This is a genomic window from Paenibacillus sp. FSL K6-1318, from assembly GCF_037976905.1.
GTDB lineage: Bacteria > Bacillota > Bacilli > Paenibacillales > Paenibacillaceae > Paenibacillus > Paenibacillus amylolyticus_A.
Map to the genome: position 1 here is coordinate 3887182 of NZ_CP150270.1, position 14662 is coordinate 3901843.

Annotated in this window: 12 protein-coding genes; 1 reads left to right on the forward strand and 11 read right to left on the reverse strand. The window is 44.8% G+C overall.

Features of this window, described 5'->3' with window-relative positions; translation table 11 throughout:
• Window positions 1–23 precede the first annotated feature (23 nt).
• From NYE45_RS17015 to pdhA, 9 genes are all read right to left on the reverse strand, one after another.
• On the reverse strand, window positions 24–2363 hold the full coding sequence (locus NYE45_RS17015) for a DNA topoisomerase 3 (RefSeq protein WP_340013324.1): 2340 nt from the start codon (window positions 2361–2363) through the stop codon (window positions 24–26).
• A 125-nt stretch (window positions 2364–2488) separates the two neighbouring features.
• Window positions 2489–2980 carry a Fur family transcriptional regulator gene (locus NYE45_RS17020; RefSeq protein ID WP_036613667.1) on the reverse strand — a complete coding sequence of 164 codons (492 nt, stop codon included), beginning with the start codon at window positions 2978–2980 and terminating at the stop codon, window positions 2489–2491.
• Window positions 2981–3261: 281 nt separating this feature from the next.
• On the reverse strand, window positions 3262–4749 hold the full coding sequence (locus NYE45_RS17025) for a glutamate synthase subunit beta (protein WP_062834873.1): 1488 nt from the start codon (window positions 4747–4749) through the stop codon (window positions 3262–3264).
• Between the two features lie 615 nt (window positions 4750–5364).
• Window positions 5365–5853, reverse strand: a complete 489-nt coding sequence (locus NYE45_RS17030; RefSeq protein ID WP_062834874.1) for a dihydrofolate reductase — start codon at window positions 5851–5853, stop codon at window positions 5365–5367.
• A gap of 50 nt (window positions 5854–5903) precedes the next feature.
• Entirely contained in the window at window positions 5904–6698 is a 795-nt protein-coding gene (gene thyA, locus NYE45_RS17035; RefSeq protein ID WP_036613661.1) for a thymidylate synthase, read from the reverse strand.
• Between the two features lie 530 nt (window positions 6699–7228).
• Window positions 7229–8644, reverse strand: a complete 1416-nt coding sequence (gene lpdA, locus NYE45_RS17040; protein ID WP_036613658.1) for a dihydrolipoyl dehydrogenase — start codon at window positions 8642–8644, stop codon at window positions 7229–7231.
• A 3-nt stretch (window positions 8645–8647) separates the two neighbouring features.
• Window positions 8648–9970 carry a dihydrolipoamide acetyltransferase family protein gene (locus NYE45_RS17045; protein ID WP_340013326.1) on the reverse strand — a complete coding sequence of 441 codons (1323 nt, stop codon included), beginning with the start codon at window positions 9968–9970 and terminating at the stop codon, window positions 8648–8650.
• Between the two features lie 176 nt (window positions 9971–10146).
• Window positions 10147–11124: an alpha-ketoacid dehydrogenase subunit beta gene (locus NYE45_RS17050; protein ID WP_017688073.1), complete on the reverse strand. Its 978-nt coding sequence runs from the start codon at window positions 11122–11124 to the stop codon at window positions 10147–10149.
• Window positions 11125–11225: 101 nt separating this feature from the next.
• Complete coding sequence (gene pdhA / locus NYE45_RS17055; protein ID WP_340017391.1) at window positions 11226–12293, reverse strand: pyruvate dehydrogenase (acetyl-transferring) E1 component subunit alpha; 1068 nt, start codon at window positions 12291–12293, stop codon at window positions 11226–11228.
• A 256-nt stretch (window positions 12294–12549) separates the two neighbouring features.
• Here pdhA and NYE45_RS17060 point away from each other — a divergent pair, with 256 nt between their 5' ends.
• Window positions 12550–13284 (forward strand): alpha/beta hydrolase-fold protein, encoded by a 735-nt coding sequence (locus tag NYE45_RS17060; RefSeq protein WP_340013327.1) that lies wholly within the window; start codon window positions 12550–12552, stop codon window positions 13282–13284.
• A gap of 164 nt (window positions 13285–13448) precedes the next feature.
• Here NYE45_RS17060 and NYE45_RS17065 read toward each other — a convergent pair whose 3' ends face one another.
• Together NYE45_RS17065 and NYE45_RS17070 are read right to left on the reverse strand one after the other, a co-directional pair.
• Complete coding sequence (locus NYE45_RS17065) at window positions 13449–13919, reverse strand: low molecular weight protein-tyrosine-phosphatase (protein ID WP_340013328.1); 471 nt, start codon at window positions 13917–13919, stop codon at window positions 13449–13451.
• 1 nt (window position 13920) lies between these two features.
• Window positions 13921–14622: a trimeric intracellular cation channel family protein gene (locus NYE45_RS17070; RefSeq protein WP_340013330.1), complete on the reverse strand. Its 702-nt coding sequence runs from the start codon at window positions 14620–14622 to the stop codon at window positions 13921–13923.
• Window positions 14623–14662: the final 40 nt, after the last annotated feature.

Consider the following 14662-nt stretch of genomic DNA (forward strand, 5'->3'; position numbering starts at 1 on the left):
CTTTTGCTGTATGTTAACTAATTTCAAGCATCCTGCTTCTCACCAGATAACTTGCCTGTTACTACGTCCTGTAGAATAATACGCGCCTTCACCGTACTTCCGTCTTTTCGTTTGAAAGACAGTACTTGCGTACTCCCCTTCTCAATCAGCGATTTTAACATCGTACTGGTGATTTTTTTGCCCGCATACTCTTTCCAGACCACAAATGAGCAGCCTTCCTTGAAACGTGAGCATCCATAGCCTTTCTTGCCCTCTATAATCTGGCCTGTACAGCCTGGAGAAGGACAAGGTGCAAGTAACTCTCTCACTCCTGATGCGCTCGAAGTTGAAGATGGCGCCTTGGTGGTCGTGCTTTTCCCACTGCCAGCTCTGGACGAAGATGCCGAAGCTTGACGCGACGTTTTAACAGCTGAACCGCCACTAACTGTCTTGGCAGATGTCCTCGTATTGCCGGTTTGGGTTCTGGCTCCCTTGCCTTTCCCCCTGCCTGCACGCGAATCTTCTCCAAAAGCATCTGCTGGAGCTGGAGCTTGTACACGCACTTTCTCAATGATGGACAAGGTGAATTTCTTGACGTTCTCCATGAACTTGTCCTGACCCGCCTCACCTTTGGAAATCTGATATAACCTTCTTTCCCATTGCCCGGTCATCTCAGGTGAAGTTAACAGATCTACGCCCGCCCGGCGGATCAATTCAATCGCCGTTCTGCCTTTGAGCGTCAACTGCATTTTCTTCCCTTGCAGCGTAATGTAACCTACGTTTTTAAGCCGTTCAATCGTAGCCGCTCGTGTGGCTGGAGTACCCAGACCACTATCTTTCATCGCATCTCGCAGCTCTTCATTCTCGATCTGCTTGCCTGCACTTTCCATCGCTTTCAGCAATGTTCCCTCGGTATAACTTTTGGGAGGTTGCGTCGCCTTCTCCTTAAACTCACTCTTTGTACATTGAACAGGCAAGTCAGGCTGTACAGCAAAAGCCTTGTCCGTCCACTCCTCGGCTTCCTCTTCTTCATTGCCGTTTTTCTTGGTCTTCTTCTTGCCTGCACCACCCTGTTCCTGATCTCCAGAACCGAGGACCACTTTCCATCCGAGAGACAGCAGCTCTTTGACAGATGTCTTAAACTGATGTTTCTCCACTTCGGTGAGCACTGTATGTTGCTTATACTCCGCCGGAGGATAAAAGTGAGACAAGAAACGCCTTACAATCAAATCGTAGATGTTCTGTTCATCCTTGGATAAGGTACCTGGTCGCTTTAATGTAGGTAAGATCGCATGGTGATCTTCCACCCTGCTCGGATTACATACCCCTTTATTATTCTTATGAACAAGCTCTGGCTTGGCCCCTTGCGCAAGCTCACTATAGGTACCATTTTTAAGCAGGTTTAGCGTTTTGTGCATACCTTCAATATTCTGTTCTGTAACATAGTTGGAGTTCGTCCGCGGATACGAAATTACCTTGTGTTTTTCATACAAGGCCTGCGCGATATCCAGTGTTTTTTTGGCTCCATATCCGAACTTGGCATTGGCTTCACGCTGTAAAAGGGTCAGGTCATACAAACGATACGGATACTCCTTCGTCTGCTTTGCTTCGTATTTGGTAATCTGCCCTGTCTTGCCCTTCACACTGGCTGCAATGGCCTCTGCTGCCTCGGCATCGGTCAGCTTATCGCCTTGACGCAGTCCCCGGTACTCGACACCTTCCTGCCGAAACCAGGCGGCCACTTCATAAAAGGTCTGTGACTGAAACGCTTCAATCTCGATTTCCCGATCATAGATTAGCGCGAGTACCGGCGTCTGCACACGGCCTACAGACAACAATGCATTATGACGGGTTGTAAACGCCCGTGAGGCATTCATCCCGATCAGCCAATCGGCTTCACTTCTGGCGCGAGCTGCATGGGTCAAATTTTCAAATTCAGAGGCATCCTTTAGACCATCAAAACCACGTCTAATGCTCTCTGCCGTCAAATCCGATATCCATAGACGCTTTACAGGCTGGCGGAGCTTCAGTTGCTGTTGTATGAGGGCGAAGATGTACTGTCCTTCTCTCCCTGCATCGCAAGCATTAACGATGGCTGAAGCCCGTTTTGCCAGTTCTCCAATCATTTTGAGCTGATCTTTCGTTCTCGGATTGGGTACAATCTTGAACTGGTCAGGTATAATCGGCAGGTCCGCTATATTCCAACGCTTGTACTTCGTATCATAGGCATCCGGTTCAGCCAGTCCAAGCAAATGCCCAATCGCCCAAGTGATGATGTAATGCTCACCCTCCAGATACGTGCGATTGTTCTTGGCCTTTGGTTCTATGACGGCGGCAATGGTTCGACCCATGTCGGGTTTTTCCGCTATAACCAGTGTCTTCATCCGTCCATCTCTCCTCCTTCACCGTCCGCATGACGGCAAAAAGGGGCCTTCCGCCGACGGAAGCCCCTTGCTTCTGATACTCATTATATCAGATTTTGAATTCGGGAGCACCCTCCCGAGATGAATTATCCTGCTGCCTGTTCTTTCAGTACATGCTTTTGTCTGCATTCTTTGCACACACCTTGGAAATCCAAACGATGATCCGTAACAGCAAAGCCATACTGACGCTCAATTTGTTGTTCCAAACGAAGGAGACCATCTTCCATAATCTCTTCTACTTTTCCACATTCTGTACAGATCAAGTGATGGTGATGATGGGAACCATCCGTACTCCGTAGATCGAAACGCGCAGCACCGTCGCCAAAGTTAATCTTTTCAACGACCTGAAGGTCACTCAGCAGTTCGAGAGTTCGGTATACGGTAGCCAATCCAATCTCAGGGAACTGCTCTTTAACCAGCAGGAATACTTCCTCTGCGCTAAAATGATCCTTCTCATGTTCAAGCAATACACGTACAGTAACTTCCCGTTGTTGTGTTAACTTATATCCTTTTTCAACCAATTGATTTTTAATGTGAAAGATCTGTTCTGAAATGGACTTGTCCCGGTTACTTGCCATAGCAGGTCGCACCTCCAGTTTATATTCATTAGATTTTACTTTTATCGTACTGATTGTTGGTTTCAGCGAATCCTTATTTATAATCATTATAATATAATAATAAATCTTTATCACTTAAAAAGCAATGCTATTGCTCACACTTGCGTGAAATATGTAGTCTTTTCTATTTAAAAGTTAAAAGACAACAAACAACCCCCACTGAACGCGGGGGTTATCATTGAGATCTAATCTATACTTTTACTGGTTTAGTATTCATGTAAATCCGTTTTTGTTGTAGAACGTTAAACCAGAACCGTAGCACCCATCAAGTATTTGTCCACTTCACGAGCAGCCTCACGGCCTTCATTGATCGCCCATACAACCAAGCTTTGACCACGACGCATGTCACCTGCTGCAAATACTTTATCCACATTGGTATTGTATTTGCCATAACGTGCCTTAACGTTCGTACGACGATCTGTTGCAAGTCCCAGTTGCTCTACCAATGTTTGTTCCGGTCCATCAAATCCAATCGCAATCATGGCCATTTGAGCCGGGAATACACGCTCTGTACCTGGAATTGGCTGATAAATCTTGCGACCTGTCTCATCTACAATACGCTCGATTTGCACCGTATGCAATTCTTTGAGGTTACCCTCATCGTCTCCGACAAACTTGGTTGTCATGATTGAGAATTCACGTGGATCTTGACCAAATAATGCTTTGGCTTCCTCTTGTGCATAATCAAGTGTATACACGTTCGGGAATTGCGGCCAAGGGTTGTTAATACGATCACGCTCCATCGGCGCTTGTGTATGCGTACCGAATTGTGTAACAGTACGACAACCGTGACGCAGCGATGTAGCCACACAGTCAGATCCTGTATCTCCGCCACCAATGACGATAATGTCTTTTTCCTTAGCGGACAGATATTGGCCGTCTTCCAGATTGGAGTCCAGATAGCTCTTAATGCTGCCATTCAGGAAATCCATGGCGTAATGAACGCCTTTCAAGTCGCTGCCTTCAATGTTGAATTCACGTGGTTTAGTTGCACCACCGCACAATACAACAGCGTCGTAATCATCTACCAGTTGTTGTGCTGCAATATCTTTACCGATCTCCGTGTTCGTAATAAATTGGATACCTTCTGCTTCAAGCAGATCAACACGACGTTGAACCACATTTTTATCCAATTTCATCGTCGGGATACCATACATCAGCAATCCGCCGACACGGTCCGAACGCTCATACACTGTTACCAAGTGCCCTGCTTTATTCAACTGAGCCGCAGTAGCCAATCCCGCTGGACCAGAGCCTACGACAGCTACACGTTTACCCGTACGTTTTTCAGGAGGTTGGGGAACCACCCATCCTTCTTCGAAACCTTTTTCAATAATAGCTTCTTCAATGGTTTTGATGGTTACAGGCTGACCAATTAAGCCAACTGTACATGATCCTTCACAAGGAGCAGGACAGACGCGACCTGTAAATTCCGGGAAATTATTCGTTTTATGAAGGCGCTCAAGAGCTTCTCTCCACAGTCCGCGATATACAAGATTATTCCATTCTGGAATCAGGTTATGCACGGGGCAACCTGATGTGCCGCCAATCATATCTATACCTGTATGGCAATACGGGGTACCACAATCCATGCATCGTGCACCTTGTGTTCTGAGTTCTTCTTCTGCCATATGTTTATGAAACTCTTCCCAATCCTTAATCCGCTCCGCTGGCTCTCGATCCGCTGGCAGTTGACGTTTGTATTCCATAAATCCAGTAGGTGTAGACATCTTACGTTTTCCCCCATCCGTTCTTGTCTTAATCCCTTCATGTGCATGGTTCTATATGAAATGGATTACTCATTACTTGAGTTTTTGTCTATTGTATCACAAAATCTTCTCGAAGATATTTCAATTATAGTAGCATTTACAGAGCTGAATATTAAATGGATTATCCGCATAATTATTTGTATTTTATACATCATATCTTTCAAGTCTACCTATGGTCAATACCCTTATTTTGGTGTTAAATATGGTTTTGAACTGCGAAATCAGGTGTTTGTTAAAGAAGTAAAAGCTCGAAACGTTATGTAAATGTCAGATAATTTGTCATCAAATCCAACATATTTTGCTAAAAATCGTTCTCATTTCCGAATCTTAGACCAATTTTAGGGCTTCACAACGTTAAAACCTCAAAACTTTTACACTTTTTTACTGTTATATGCTAGGTCTTATGCATAATATACATAATCATCTAGTCTTAATGTTATATTAATGTAATATGCGTTCCACTCTAAACAAGTGACTCATTTTTTTATAAAGAAAAGACGCTGTTCACGAATAATTCGTAATCAGCGCCTCTCATCATACAATTCCGAACGAAGTCAGGATATTTTTATACAACATTTACCGTTTACGTTCATAAAATTCGAATGTATACGCGTGAACATTTTTTTCATCCTGCTCTCCTTCAATCTGTTCAATCAGTTCCCATTCGGACCAATCGACTTCCGGGAAAAAGGTATCTCCCTCAAAATTCTCATGAATTTTGGTCACCACAAGACGATCTGCAAGTGGCAAGAACTCGCGATACACTTGGGAACCCCCAATTACGCAAAGTTCCTCACCTTTGGTTACGCTCAGACCCTCTTCAATCGTATGCACGATCTCAGCTTGTTGCACTTTGTAGTTCAGATCTCTTGTCACTACGATATTACGGCGCTGAGGAAGCGGCTTTCCGCCAAAAGATTCCCACGTGTTACGCCCCATGATAATCGTTTTGTTCAGCGTACGTTGTTTGAAAAAGGCCATATCTTTGGGTAGACGCCATGGAATCGAATTGTTTAATCCGATCACACCGTTCTCCCCCATTGCCCATACAAGTTCAATACTCAAGGGTAATACACTCCTTCAATCCAAGTATCTTATAGAGGTTGATCACGTAATTAGACTGCAATTGGAGCTTTAATGCCCGGATGATGCTGGTAGTTCTCAAACTCGAAGTCTTCAAACTTATAATCGAAAATAGAATCCGGTTTCCGCTTAATTACCAGCTTAGGTAAAGCATAGGGTTCACGCTCCAGCTGCGTTTTAACTTGGTCCACATGGTTAGAGTAGATGTGAACATCCCCTCCAGACCAGATGAAATCACCCACCTCAAGATCACACTGCTGCGCAATCATATGCGTCAAGAGCGCATAACTCGCGATGTTGAACGGCAACCCGAGGAACGTGTCCACGGAACGCATCGTAAGCATACATGATAATTTACCCTCTGCAACGTAAAACTGAAACGCAAAATGACAAGGTGGAAGCTTCATATTGTTGATCTCAGCCACATTCCATGCGCTGACAAGGTGACGGCGAGAATCTGGATTATTTTTAATCGAATCAATTACTGCGGCGATCTGATCAATTTTCTCTCCGTTCGGTGCTTCCCATGTGCGCCACTGCGAGCCGTATACTGGTCCGAGATCCCCATTTTCATCCGCCCAGTCATCCCAGATCTTCACACCGTTTTCTTTCAAATAAGATATATTGGTATCGCCACTCAAAAACCATAACAGTTCATGAATAACCGATTTGAGATGAATTCGTTTGGTTGTCACGAGCGGAAATCCTTCGGAGAGATCATAACGGAGCTGTCTGCCGAATACAGATTGTGTTCCTGTTCCGGTACGGTCTCCTTTATGCACGCCATTGTTTAGAATATCCTGTAATAAATCAAGATAGTTTTTCATGTTGATATCCCCTCACTGTTATACTACTCCAGAATAGAATTGGCTCGTATATCAATTGAACTAAAACCATTTACACTTGCCCACTCCGATGACCGAACAACCTTCCGATCGCTGTTATCCCCTGATTTTTTCGATCCCCTTTTCCAAAGGGAAAAATCCGGTGATAAAGGCGAAGCGTATGCTTCCGATGCAGATTTCCTTCAGAAAGCTTTTAGCTCCGCTTCTTCAGGTTCTTTCTGTCCTCTACGTTCTCGTGTAAAAGATTAGTTTAACTTCAATACTAATTACATAGTCCATGATTAGCTTGGAGCCACATCATGACTGATCATTACAACAGTGTACCACAATTGGGTTGTTGGAAGAAATCAATTCACTGAAACTTATGAGCGTTTAACTTTTTATCATATCACATACACGAGTATCTTAATTTCTCGGCTCTTACTCAGAAAAAAGAGACGAATAACGCGTTAGCGTCATTCGTCTCTTCTGATTTACGTATAATGCCGGACGGATCCGAAACTTAGATGATCTTAACGGGAGATGATGTGGATCGGGTGACCCATAACCAATTCCGCAGCTTCCATCACGATTTCGCCCAAAGTTGGGTGAGCGTGAATTGTGAGAGCCAGATCTTCCAATGTAGCACCCATCTCAATTGCCAAACCAAGCTCAGCAATCAGGTTGGAAGCTTCCAGACCTACGATTTGGCAACCCAATACGAGGCCGCTTTCTTCGTCAGCTACGATTTTCACGAAGCCTTCAGCGTGGTTCAAAGATACAGCACGGCCGTTACCCGCATAAGGGAATTTGCCTGCTTTTACTTTGTAACCTTTTTCTTTAGCTTCTTTTTCAGTGTAACCTACGCTGGAACACTCTGGATCTGTGAATACAACAGCTGGCATACATTTGTAGTCAACTACAGATGGTTGTCCTGCGATTGCTTCAGCAGCCACTTTACCTTCATAAGAAGCTTTGTGTGCCAGAGCCAAGCCAGATACGATGTCACCGATAGCGAAGATGTGAGGAATGCTAGTACGACCTTGGTGGTCAACTTTGACAAATCCACGCTCGTCAACGTCAACACCAATCATGTCGAGACCCAGTTCTCCATCTGTGTTTGGACGACGTCCAACAGTTACCAGCAGGTAATCTGCAGTTACTTCTTTGGACTCACCATTTACAGAGTACTTAACAGTTACATCTTTATCCGTTTGCTCAGCACTCTCAGCTTTTGCACCCGTTACGATTTCGATGCCTGTTTTCTTCATGTTTTTAGCAACGAGGCTAGTCATGTCTTTATCGAAACCTGGCAGTACTGTATCCAAACCTTCGATGATTGTTACTTTTGCACCGAATTTGGAGTACATTTGGCCAAGCTCAGCACCAATATATCCGCCACCGATAACGATCATGCTTTTTGGTACTTCAGGCAAGTTCAAAGCTTCTGTCGAAGACAGAATGCGTCCGCCAAACGGGAAAGGTTTCAGTTCGATTGGACGGGAACCTGTTGCGATAATAGCATTTTTAAATTTGTAACGTGGAGACTCATGGTCATTGAATACACGAGCTTCGTTTTCGTTGATGAACATGCACTCACCGTTGAAAACTTCAACTTTGTTGCCTTTGAGCAAACCAGCTACGCCGCCAGTCATTTTCTTAACAACGCCGTTTTTGAACTCTTGAGTTTTGCTGAAGTCCACTTTTACATTCTCAGCAGAGATACCAAAAGCTTCACCGTGAAGTGCAGACTCATATTGGTGTGCAGCAGAGATCAGGGCTTTGGATGGAATACATCCACGGTTCAAACAAACACCGCCCAGTTCGGATTTGTCTACGATCAATACGCTTTGGCCCAGTTGAGCAGCGCGGATGGCAGCTACATAGCCGCCAGGACCCGCACCAATTACTAATGTGTCGATATTGAGAGAAGCGTCGCCTACTACCATATCTTACACCTCCATAACAAGCAGCTCAGGGTTAGCGAGCAGCTGTTTAATGTAATTCATAAAGTTTTGTGCTGTTGCGCCATCGATGATACGGTGGTCAAAGCTCAGGGAAAGAGCCATTACAGGCGCTGCAACTACTTCGCCGTTTTTGATCACTGCTTTTTCGCTGATGCGTCCTGTTCCGAGAATAGCAACTTCTGGGAAGTTGATGATTGGAGTGAAGAACATACCGCCAGCAGAACCGATGTTACTGATGGAGATTGTGCTTCCTCTCATTTCGTTCGCGCTCAATTTACCGTCGCGACCACGAGCTGCCAGATCACGGATAGAATCAGCGATCATCCAGATGGATTTACGATCAGCATCTTTGATAACAGGAACGATCAAGCCGTTATCTGTATCTGTAGCAATACCGATGTTGTAGTATTTTTTGTAAACAATTTCGTTAGCTTCTTCATCAATCATAGCGTTCAGAGCCGGGAATTGGCGGGAAGCTGCAACCAGTGCTTTAACGATGAATGGCAGATAAGTAACTTTTGTTCCTTTTTTCTCTGCAATTGGTTTCATACGAGTACGGAAAGCAACCAACTCAGTTACGTCCACTTCGTCCATGATTGTAACGTGAGGTGCTGTGTATGCCGATTTAACCATTGCATTAGAGATCGCTTTACGGATACCTTTGAATGGTACGCGCTCTTCTTCAACGTGTTGATCAGCTGCAACCGCTGCTGGTGCTGCGGATTTTTTCTCTTCTTGTGCCGGAGCTTCGGAAGATGCTGCTGCGGAAGAACCGCCACCATTTTTGAAGGATTCAACATCTTCTTTGGTTACTTTACCGTTGTTGCCAGTGCCGTTAACCTGAGCGATGTCTACACCTTGTTCGCGAGCAAATTTGCGTACGCTTGGTGTTGCCAGAACGTCTTTGGCAGGTACTGCCGGAACGCTGTTGTTGCCGCCTTCTTTAGCTGCATCCGAGCTGGAAGCTGCTGCAGAAGAACCGCTTGTGTCAGCTCCGCCTTGAGCTGCATCTTTCTCTTGCTCGCCTTGATCGCCAGCAGGAGCGTCGTCTTGCTCAGGAAGTTCGCCTTCTGCATCGATGATGGCTACAACTTCGCCAACATGGCAGATTTGACCGTCTTTAGCGAATACTTCTGTAACTGTTCCGTTAACCGGACAAGGTACTTCTACAACCGCTTTGTCGTTCTGTACTTCCATGATGATATCGTCGTCAGTTACTTTGTCACCGACTTTGATGTGCATCTTGATGATTTCGCCTTCGTGTAGGCCTTCGCCCAATTCAGGGAATTTGTATTCAAATTTAGCCAACTGAAAAACCTCCTTGATTATGTGCTCAATCCTGAAAACAACCCTTAACTCCAAGAAACAACTGTTACTGCTAATGCAAATAACTGTTACTCAAGGGGCTAATGGCTGTTTACAGTGCAGCTTGCGCTGCGGTGTGAATCACCATACTGCGCCTTGCGGCATGTCAGATGATTAAATTAGAAATTTACGACTTTGTTAACCGCAGCAACGATACGCGCTGGGTTAGGCAGCCAAGAATCTTCGATTTGTGCAAAAGGATATACAGTATCCGGACCAGCTACACGCAGAACCGGTGCTTCCAAGTGCAGGATTGCTTTTTCATTGATTTGGGCAATGACTTCAGCTGCAACACCTGCGCTCTTTTGAGCTTCCTGTACAACAATTGCACGATTTGTTTTCTTAATAGAAGCAACGATGGTATCGATGTCGATCGGGCTAACCGTACGAAGGTCGATAACTTCAACTTTGATTCCTTGTTTTTCGAGTTCATCTGCTGCTTTCACAGAAGTGTGAACCATCATACCGTAAGTAATGATCGTTACATCGGAACCTTCACGAACAACGTTCGCTTTGCCCAACTCAACAACGTAATCTTCTTCAGGCACTTCTGCACGGAAAGCATGGTACAAGTTCAAGTGCTCCATGAAGAATACAGGGTCGTTATCGCGAATAGAAGCGATCATCAGACCTTTTGCATCGTAAGGGTTAGAAGGAACAACTACTTTGATACCTGGTGTTTGCGTAAGCAGACCTTCCAGGGAATCTGTATGCAATTCTGCCGCTTTTACACCGCCACCGAATGGTGTACGGAATACGATTGGAGAATTGTATTTTCCACCGGAGCGGAAACGCATACGAGCAGCTTGCACTACCATTTGGTCAAGGGCTTCGAAGATAAAACCAACGAATTGGATCTCAGCAACCGGACGGAAGCCTTGTACACCCAGACCTACAGCCAGACCACCAATAGCGGACTCAGCCAGTGGTGTATCAAATACACGCTCTTCGCCAAACTCTTTTTGCAGACCTTCCGTTACACGGAAAACGCCGCCTACATTACCTACGTCTTCACCGAAAAGCAGAACGTTAGGATCACGTTTCAACTCCACGCGAAGCGCATCACGGATTGCTTCTTTCATGTTCATTTGTGCCATTTGCTTCATTTCCTCCTTAAACATTGACAGTTCACATTTGAATTCGTACATGTATACCGGGACATTAAAGTCGCGGATGTTTATGCTTTATCGGAAAAAACTTATTGGAAATCAGCTTTTTGCTCTTCCAAGTGCTTAGGCGTTTGTTCGAACATGCTGTCGATCAAGCCTGAAATCGTCATTTTCTCGGTTTTTTCCGCTTTTTTGATCTCTTCATTTACTTTAGCTTTTGCTTCTTCTTTCACACGTGCTGTATCTTCTTCAGTCCAAAGACCTTTTTTCTCCAGATATTTAGCGAAACGTGCGATAGGATCTTTAACAGACCATTCTGCCTCTTCTTCTTTTGTACGATACTTGGAAGCATCATCCGAAAGGGAGTGAGGACGGAAACGGTATGTTACTGCTTCGATCAATGTTGCGCCTTCTCCGTTACGTCCACGCTCAGCAGCTTCCTGAACAGCTTTGATAACAGCGAAAATGTCCATACCGTCAACTTTAACACCTTTGATACCTGCTGCTACCGCTTTGTGAGCGATGGACAGAGCTGCTGTTTGTTTAGCAAAAGGAGTTGTGATGGCATAACCATTGTTTTGTACAAAGAAGATAACAGGCAGTTTGTATACACCAGCGTAGTTCAGACCTTCATAGAAGTCACCTTCAGAAGAACCGCCATCACCTGTATACGTGATAACAACTTGTTTTTGTTTCTTCAATTTGTAACCCATAGCGATACCCATTGCGTGCAGAATTTGTGCACCAATGATGATTTGTGGCATCAATACATTAACGCCATCTGGAATTTGTCCACCATGTTGGTGTCCACGGGAGTACAGGAATGCTTGATAAAGAGGAAGTCCATGCCATACGAGTTGCGGAATGTCACGATAGCCAGGACATACAAAGTCTTCTTTTTCAATTGCAAATTCACTACCAACCATTGTAGCTTCTTGACCAGATACTGGAGCATAGAAACCAAGACGACCTTGACGGCCCAGGTTTACTGCACGGTCATCCCAAGTACGGGTAAATACCATGCGGTACATAATTTCTTTTAATTGATCATCGGAAAGTGTAGGCATCATGTCTTTGTTAACAATTTCGCCGTCAGGAGACAGCACGGACAGAGCTTCTACATCCTCTGTATACACTTCATAAGGAACCTTGCTCATTTTTTTCTTCACCTCAACAAAAAATTTGAATATCAAGTTCCGCTGTTATAATATTATTATACACCTGTTTCACTCCATACGTCAAAGAAATCCGTAATTTTTTTATGTTTCCTACCGGATTGTATGTATAACAGGGGTTTAATATTGGTATAACAGCATAATACATGATTGCGTGTTTGACCTAACCCCGCACAAGGGTAATCTTACCGTATTGCGCGGTCGAATGCAAAAAATTAACCGAGAAAGGTGACGTTTTATGACGGATTCCCGCTATTTGAAACGCACGATTGTGAAGGAAGAGATTGAAAGTCGCTATCTCGGAGAGAAACGAACACTCCGTATTTACCTTCCTCCGGGCTATAACGAATTGCTCAGCTACCCTGTCGTTTATTGTCAGGATGGCGAAGAATTTTTCAACTTTGGGCGAATTGCTACAACAGCTAACCGAATTATTCTGGACGAAGGAGCCGAACCTTTCATTATTGTAGGGGTTCAGGTGGATGTGTCTGTGAGAAAACAGGAATATGCTCCATTCGGAGATCGATTCAAGGCATATACCGCTTGCTTCGCTGAAGAGATTATTCCCTATATAGAAGAGAAATATCCTGTACGTCGTTCCCCGCAGGAACGCATTCTTGCCGGAGACTCGCTTGGTGGTAGTGTTTCGCTTCACCTTGCTCTGTTATATCCGGACCTGTTTACACGTGTCATCAGCATGTCTGGTGCATTCTACTCCGCTTCTCAGGAGATCTACGCCGCAGCTGAAGATCTATCCTGGCTCTCGATCTGGATGATCGTTGGTTTGCAGGAGACTGCCTTTGCAGCAGACACAGGTACGTATGATTTTGTGCAACTGAACCGCGATACCCGTGATTTGCTGGAAAAACGAGGCGCTCTCGTCTCCTACCAGGAGAAAGACGGGAACCACCAATGGGGTTTTTGGCAAAATGAATTGCCGGAAGCATTGCTTTATTTTCTACAAGAAAGATAAATTGGAATACATCAACAGGCGGCTGAAATGCCGCTTTTGTTTTCCACTCTAATGATACCGCTTACAATTGTAACCTGAAAAAGAAGCAGGATATCCTGCTTGCTTGAGTTCTCACTCCTGCTTCTTTGTCCGGCTACAAGTTAAGTATGAGTTTGGGTTTATTACTAAGCTAATGAATGTTCCGCTTCAATTTTTCTCAACAAAACATCGCAGCCTGCATTAACCAACTCGTACACCTCTTCAAAATTGCCTGTATGATACGGGTCTGGTACTTCTCTAAGCTTCTCATCCGGAAGCATGTCCATGAACTTAATGATGTCCGCCTCAGCTCCCCCTGGAACGTTGCGCACATTATCTGCATTGGAATTGTCCATACACACAATATAATCAAACTGAGTAAAGTCTTCGCTGGCGAATTGTCTCGCTGCCATGTTGGCATAAGAAATCTGGTATGAATCCAGCAATTTCCGAGTCCCTTCATGCGGAGGTTTACCAACGTGCCAGTTTCCTGTACCTGCTGAGTCCACACGAATCTGATGTTCAAGCCCCTTCTCCAGGACTTTATTACGCAAGACTGCTTCAGCCATTGGTGATCTACATATATTACCTAGACATACAAACAAAACATGAATCATATTAATCCCCCTTACTTAGCGTACCTTGAAGTACCGACGATGTTGGCTGTGTCACGATGCTCTCCGGCTGAGGATTGACGTTCCCAGTCTCCGGTGGCACCAACGAACGACGCGGCAGCTTCCATTTATAATGTACAGAACACATCCGGAAGAACACCACAGCCGCGAAACAAAGTAATAGCCCAACATTTGTTGTTAACCAACCCATACCTATGACAAAGCCAGCTGTCATTGCCCATACAGCATAAATTTCATCACGCAATACAAGCGGTTTACGTCCAGCGAGCACATCACGAATAACGCCTCCACCAATACCGGTCATGACTGCTGCAACGATAACTGCGCTGATGGGATGTCCCATATTTGCCGCGTATAATGCCCCTTGAATTGCAAATGCTGCGAGTCCGATTGCATCAAATAGCGCCTCTGTTCGCTTCCAGTGACCAATCCACTTGAGTGGCAACACAAACGCAATTGCTACAGATACCAAGGCCAACATGATAAGCGATCCCTGACTCCATAGTGTCGTTACAGGTATACCTATAAGTACATTCCGGATAATTCCGCCTCCGAATGCAGTCACAAGTCCAAGTACCAGTACGCCCAAAATGTCATATTCCTCTTCCATTGCTACGAAGGCACCGGACATTGCAAATGCGATGGTACCTATAATGCTGAATACTTCAAAAATGTGTAAGTCCAACCTGTTCAAACCTCACTTTTCAAGTCATCTCCGTGTCGCT

Coding starts and splice junctions, on each gene's coding strand:
- NYE45_RS17015 (WP_340013324.1), bottom strand. CDS start 2,363: ATGAAGACACTGGTTATAGCGGAAAAACCCGACATGGGTCGAACCATT.
- NYE45_RS17020 (WP_036613667.1), bottom strand. CDS start 2,980: ATGGCAAGTAACCGGGACAAGTCCATTTCAGAACAGATCTTTCACATT.
- NYE45_RS17025 (WP_062834873.1), bottom strand. CDS start 4,749: ATGTCTACACCTACTGGATTTATGGAATACAAACGTCAACTGCCAGCG.
- thyA (WP_036613661.1), bottom strand. CDS start 6,698: ATGAAAAACTATCTTGATTTATTACAGGATATTCTAAACAATGGCGTG.
- lpdA (WP_036613658.1), bottom strand. CDS start 8,644: ATGGTAGTAGGCGACGCTTCTCTCAATATCGACACATTAGTAATTGGT.
- NYE45_RS17050 (WP_017688073.1), bottom strand. CDS start 11,124: ATGGCACAAATGAACATGAAAGAAGCAATCCGTGATGCGCTTCGCGTG.
- pdhA (WP_340017391.1), bottom strand. CDS start 12,293: ATGAGCAAGGTTCCTTATGAAGTGTATACAGAGGATGTAGAAGCTCTG.
- NYE45_RS17060 (WP_340013327.1), top strand. CDS start 12,550: ATGACGGATTCCCGCTATTTGAAACGCACGATTGTGAAGGAAGAGATT.
- NYE45_RS17065 (WP_340013328.1), bottom strand. CDS start 13,919: ATGATTCATGTTTTGTTTGTATGTCTAGGTAATATATGTAGATCACCA.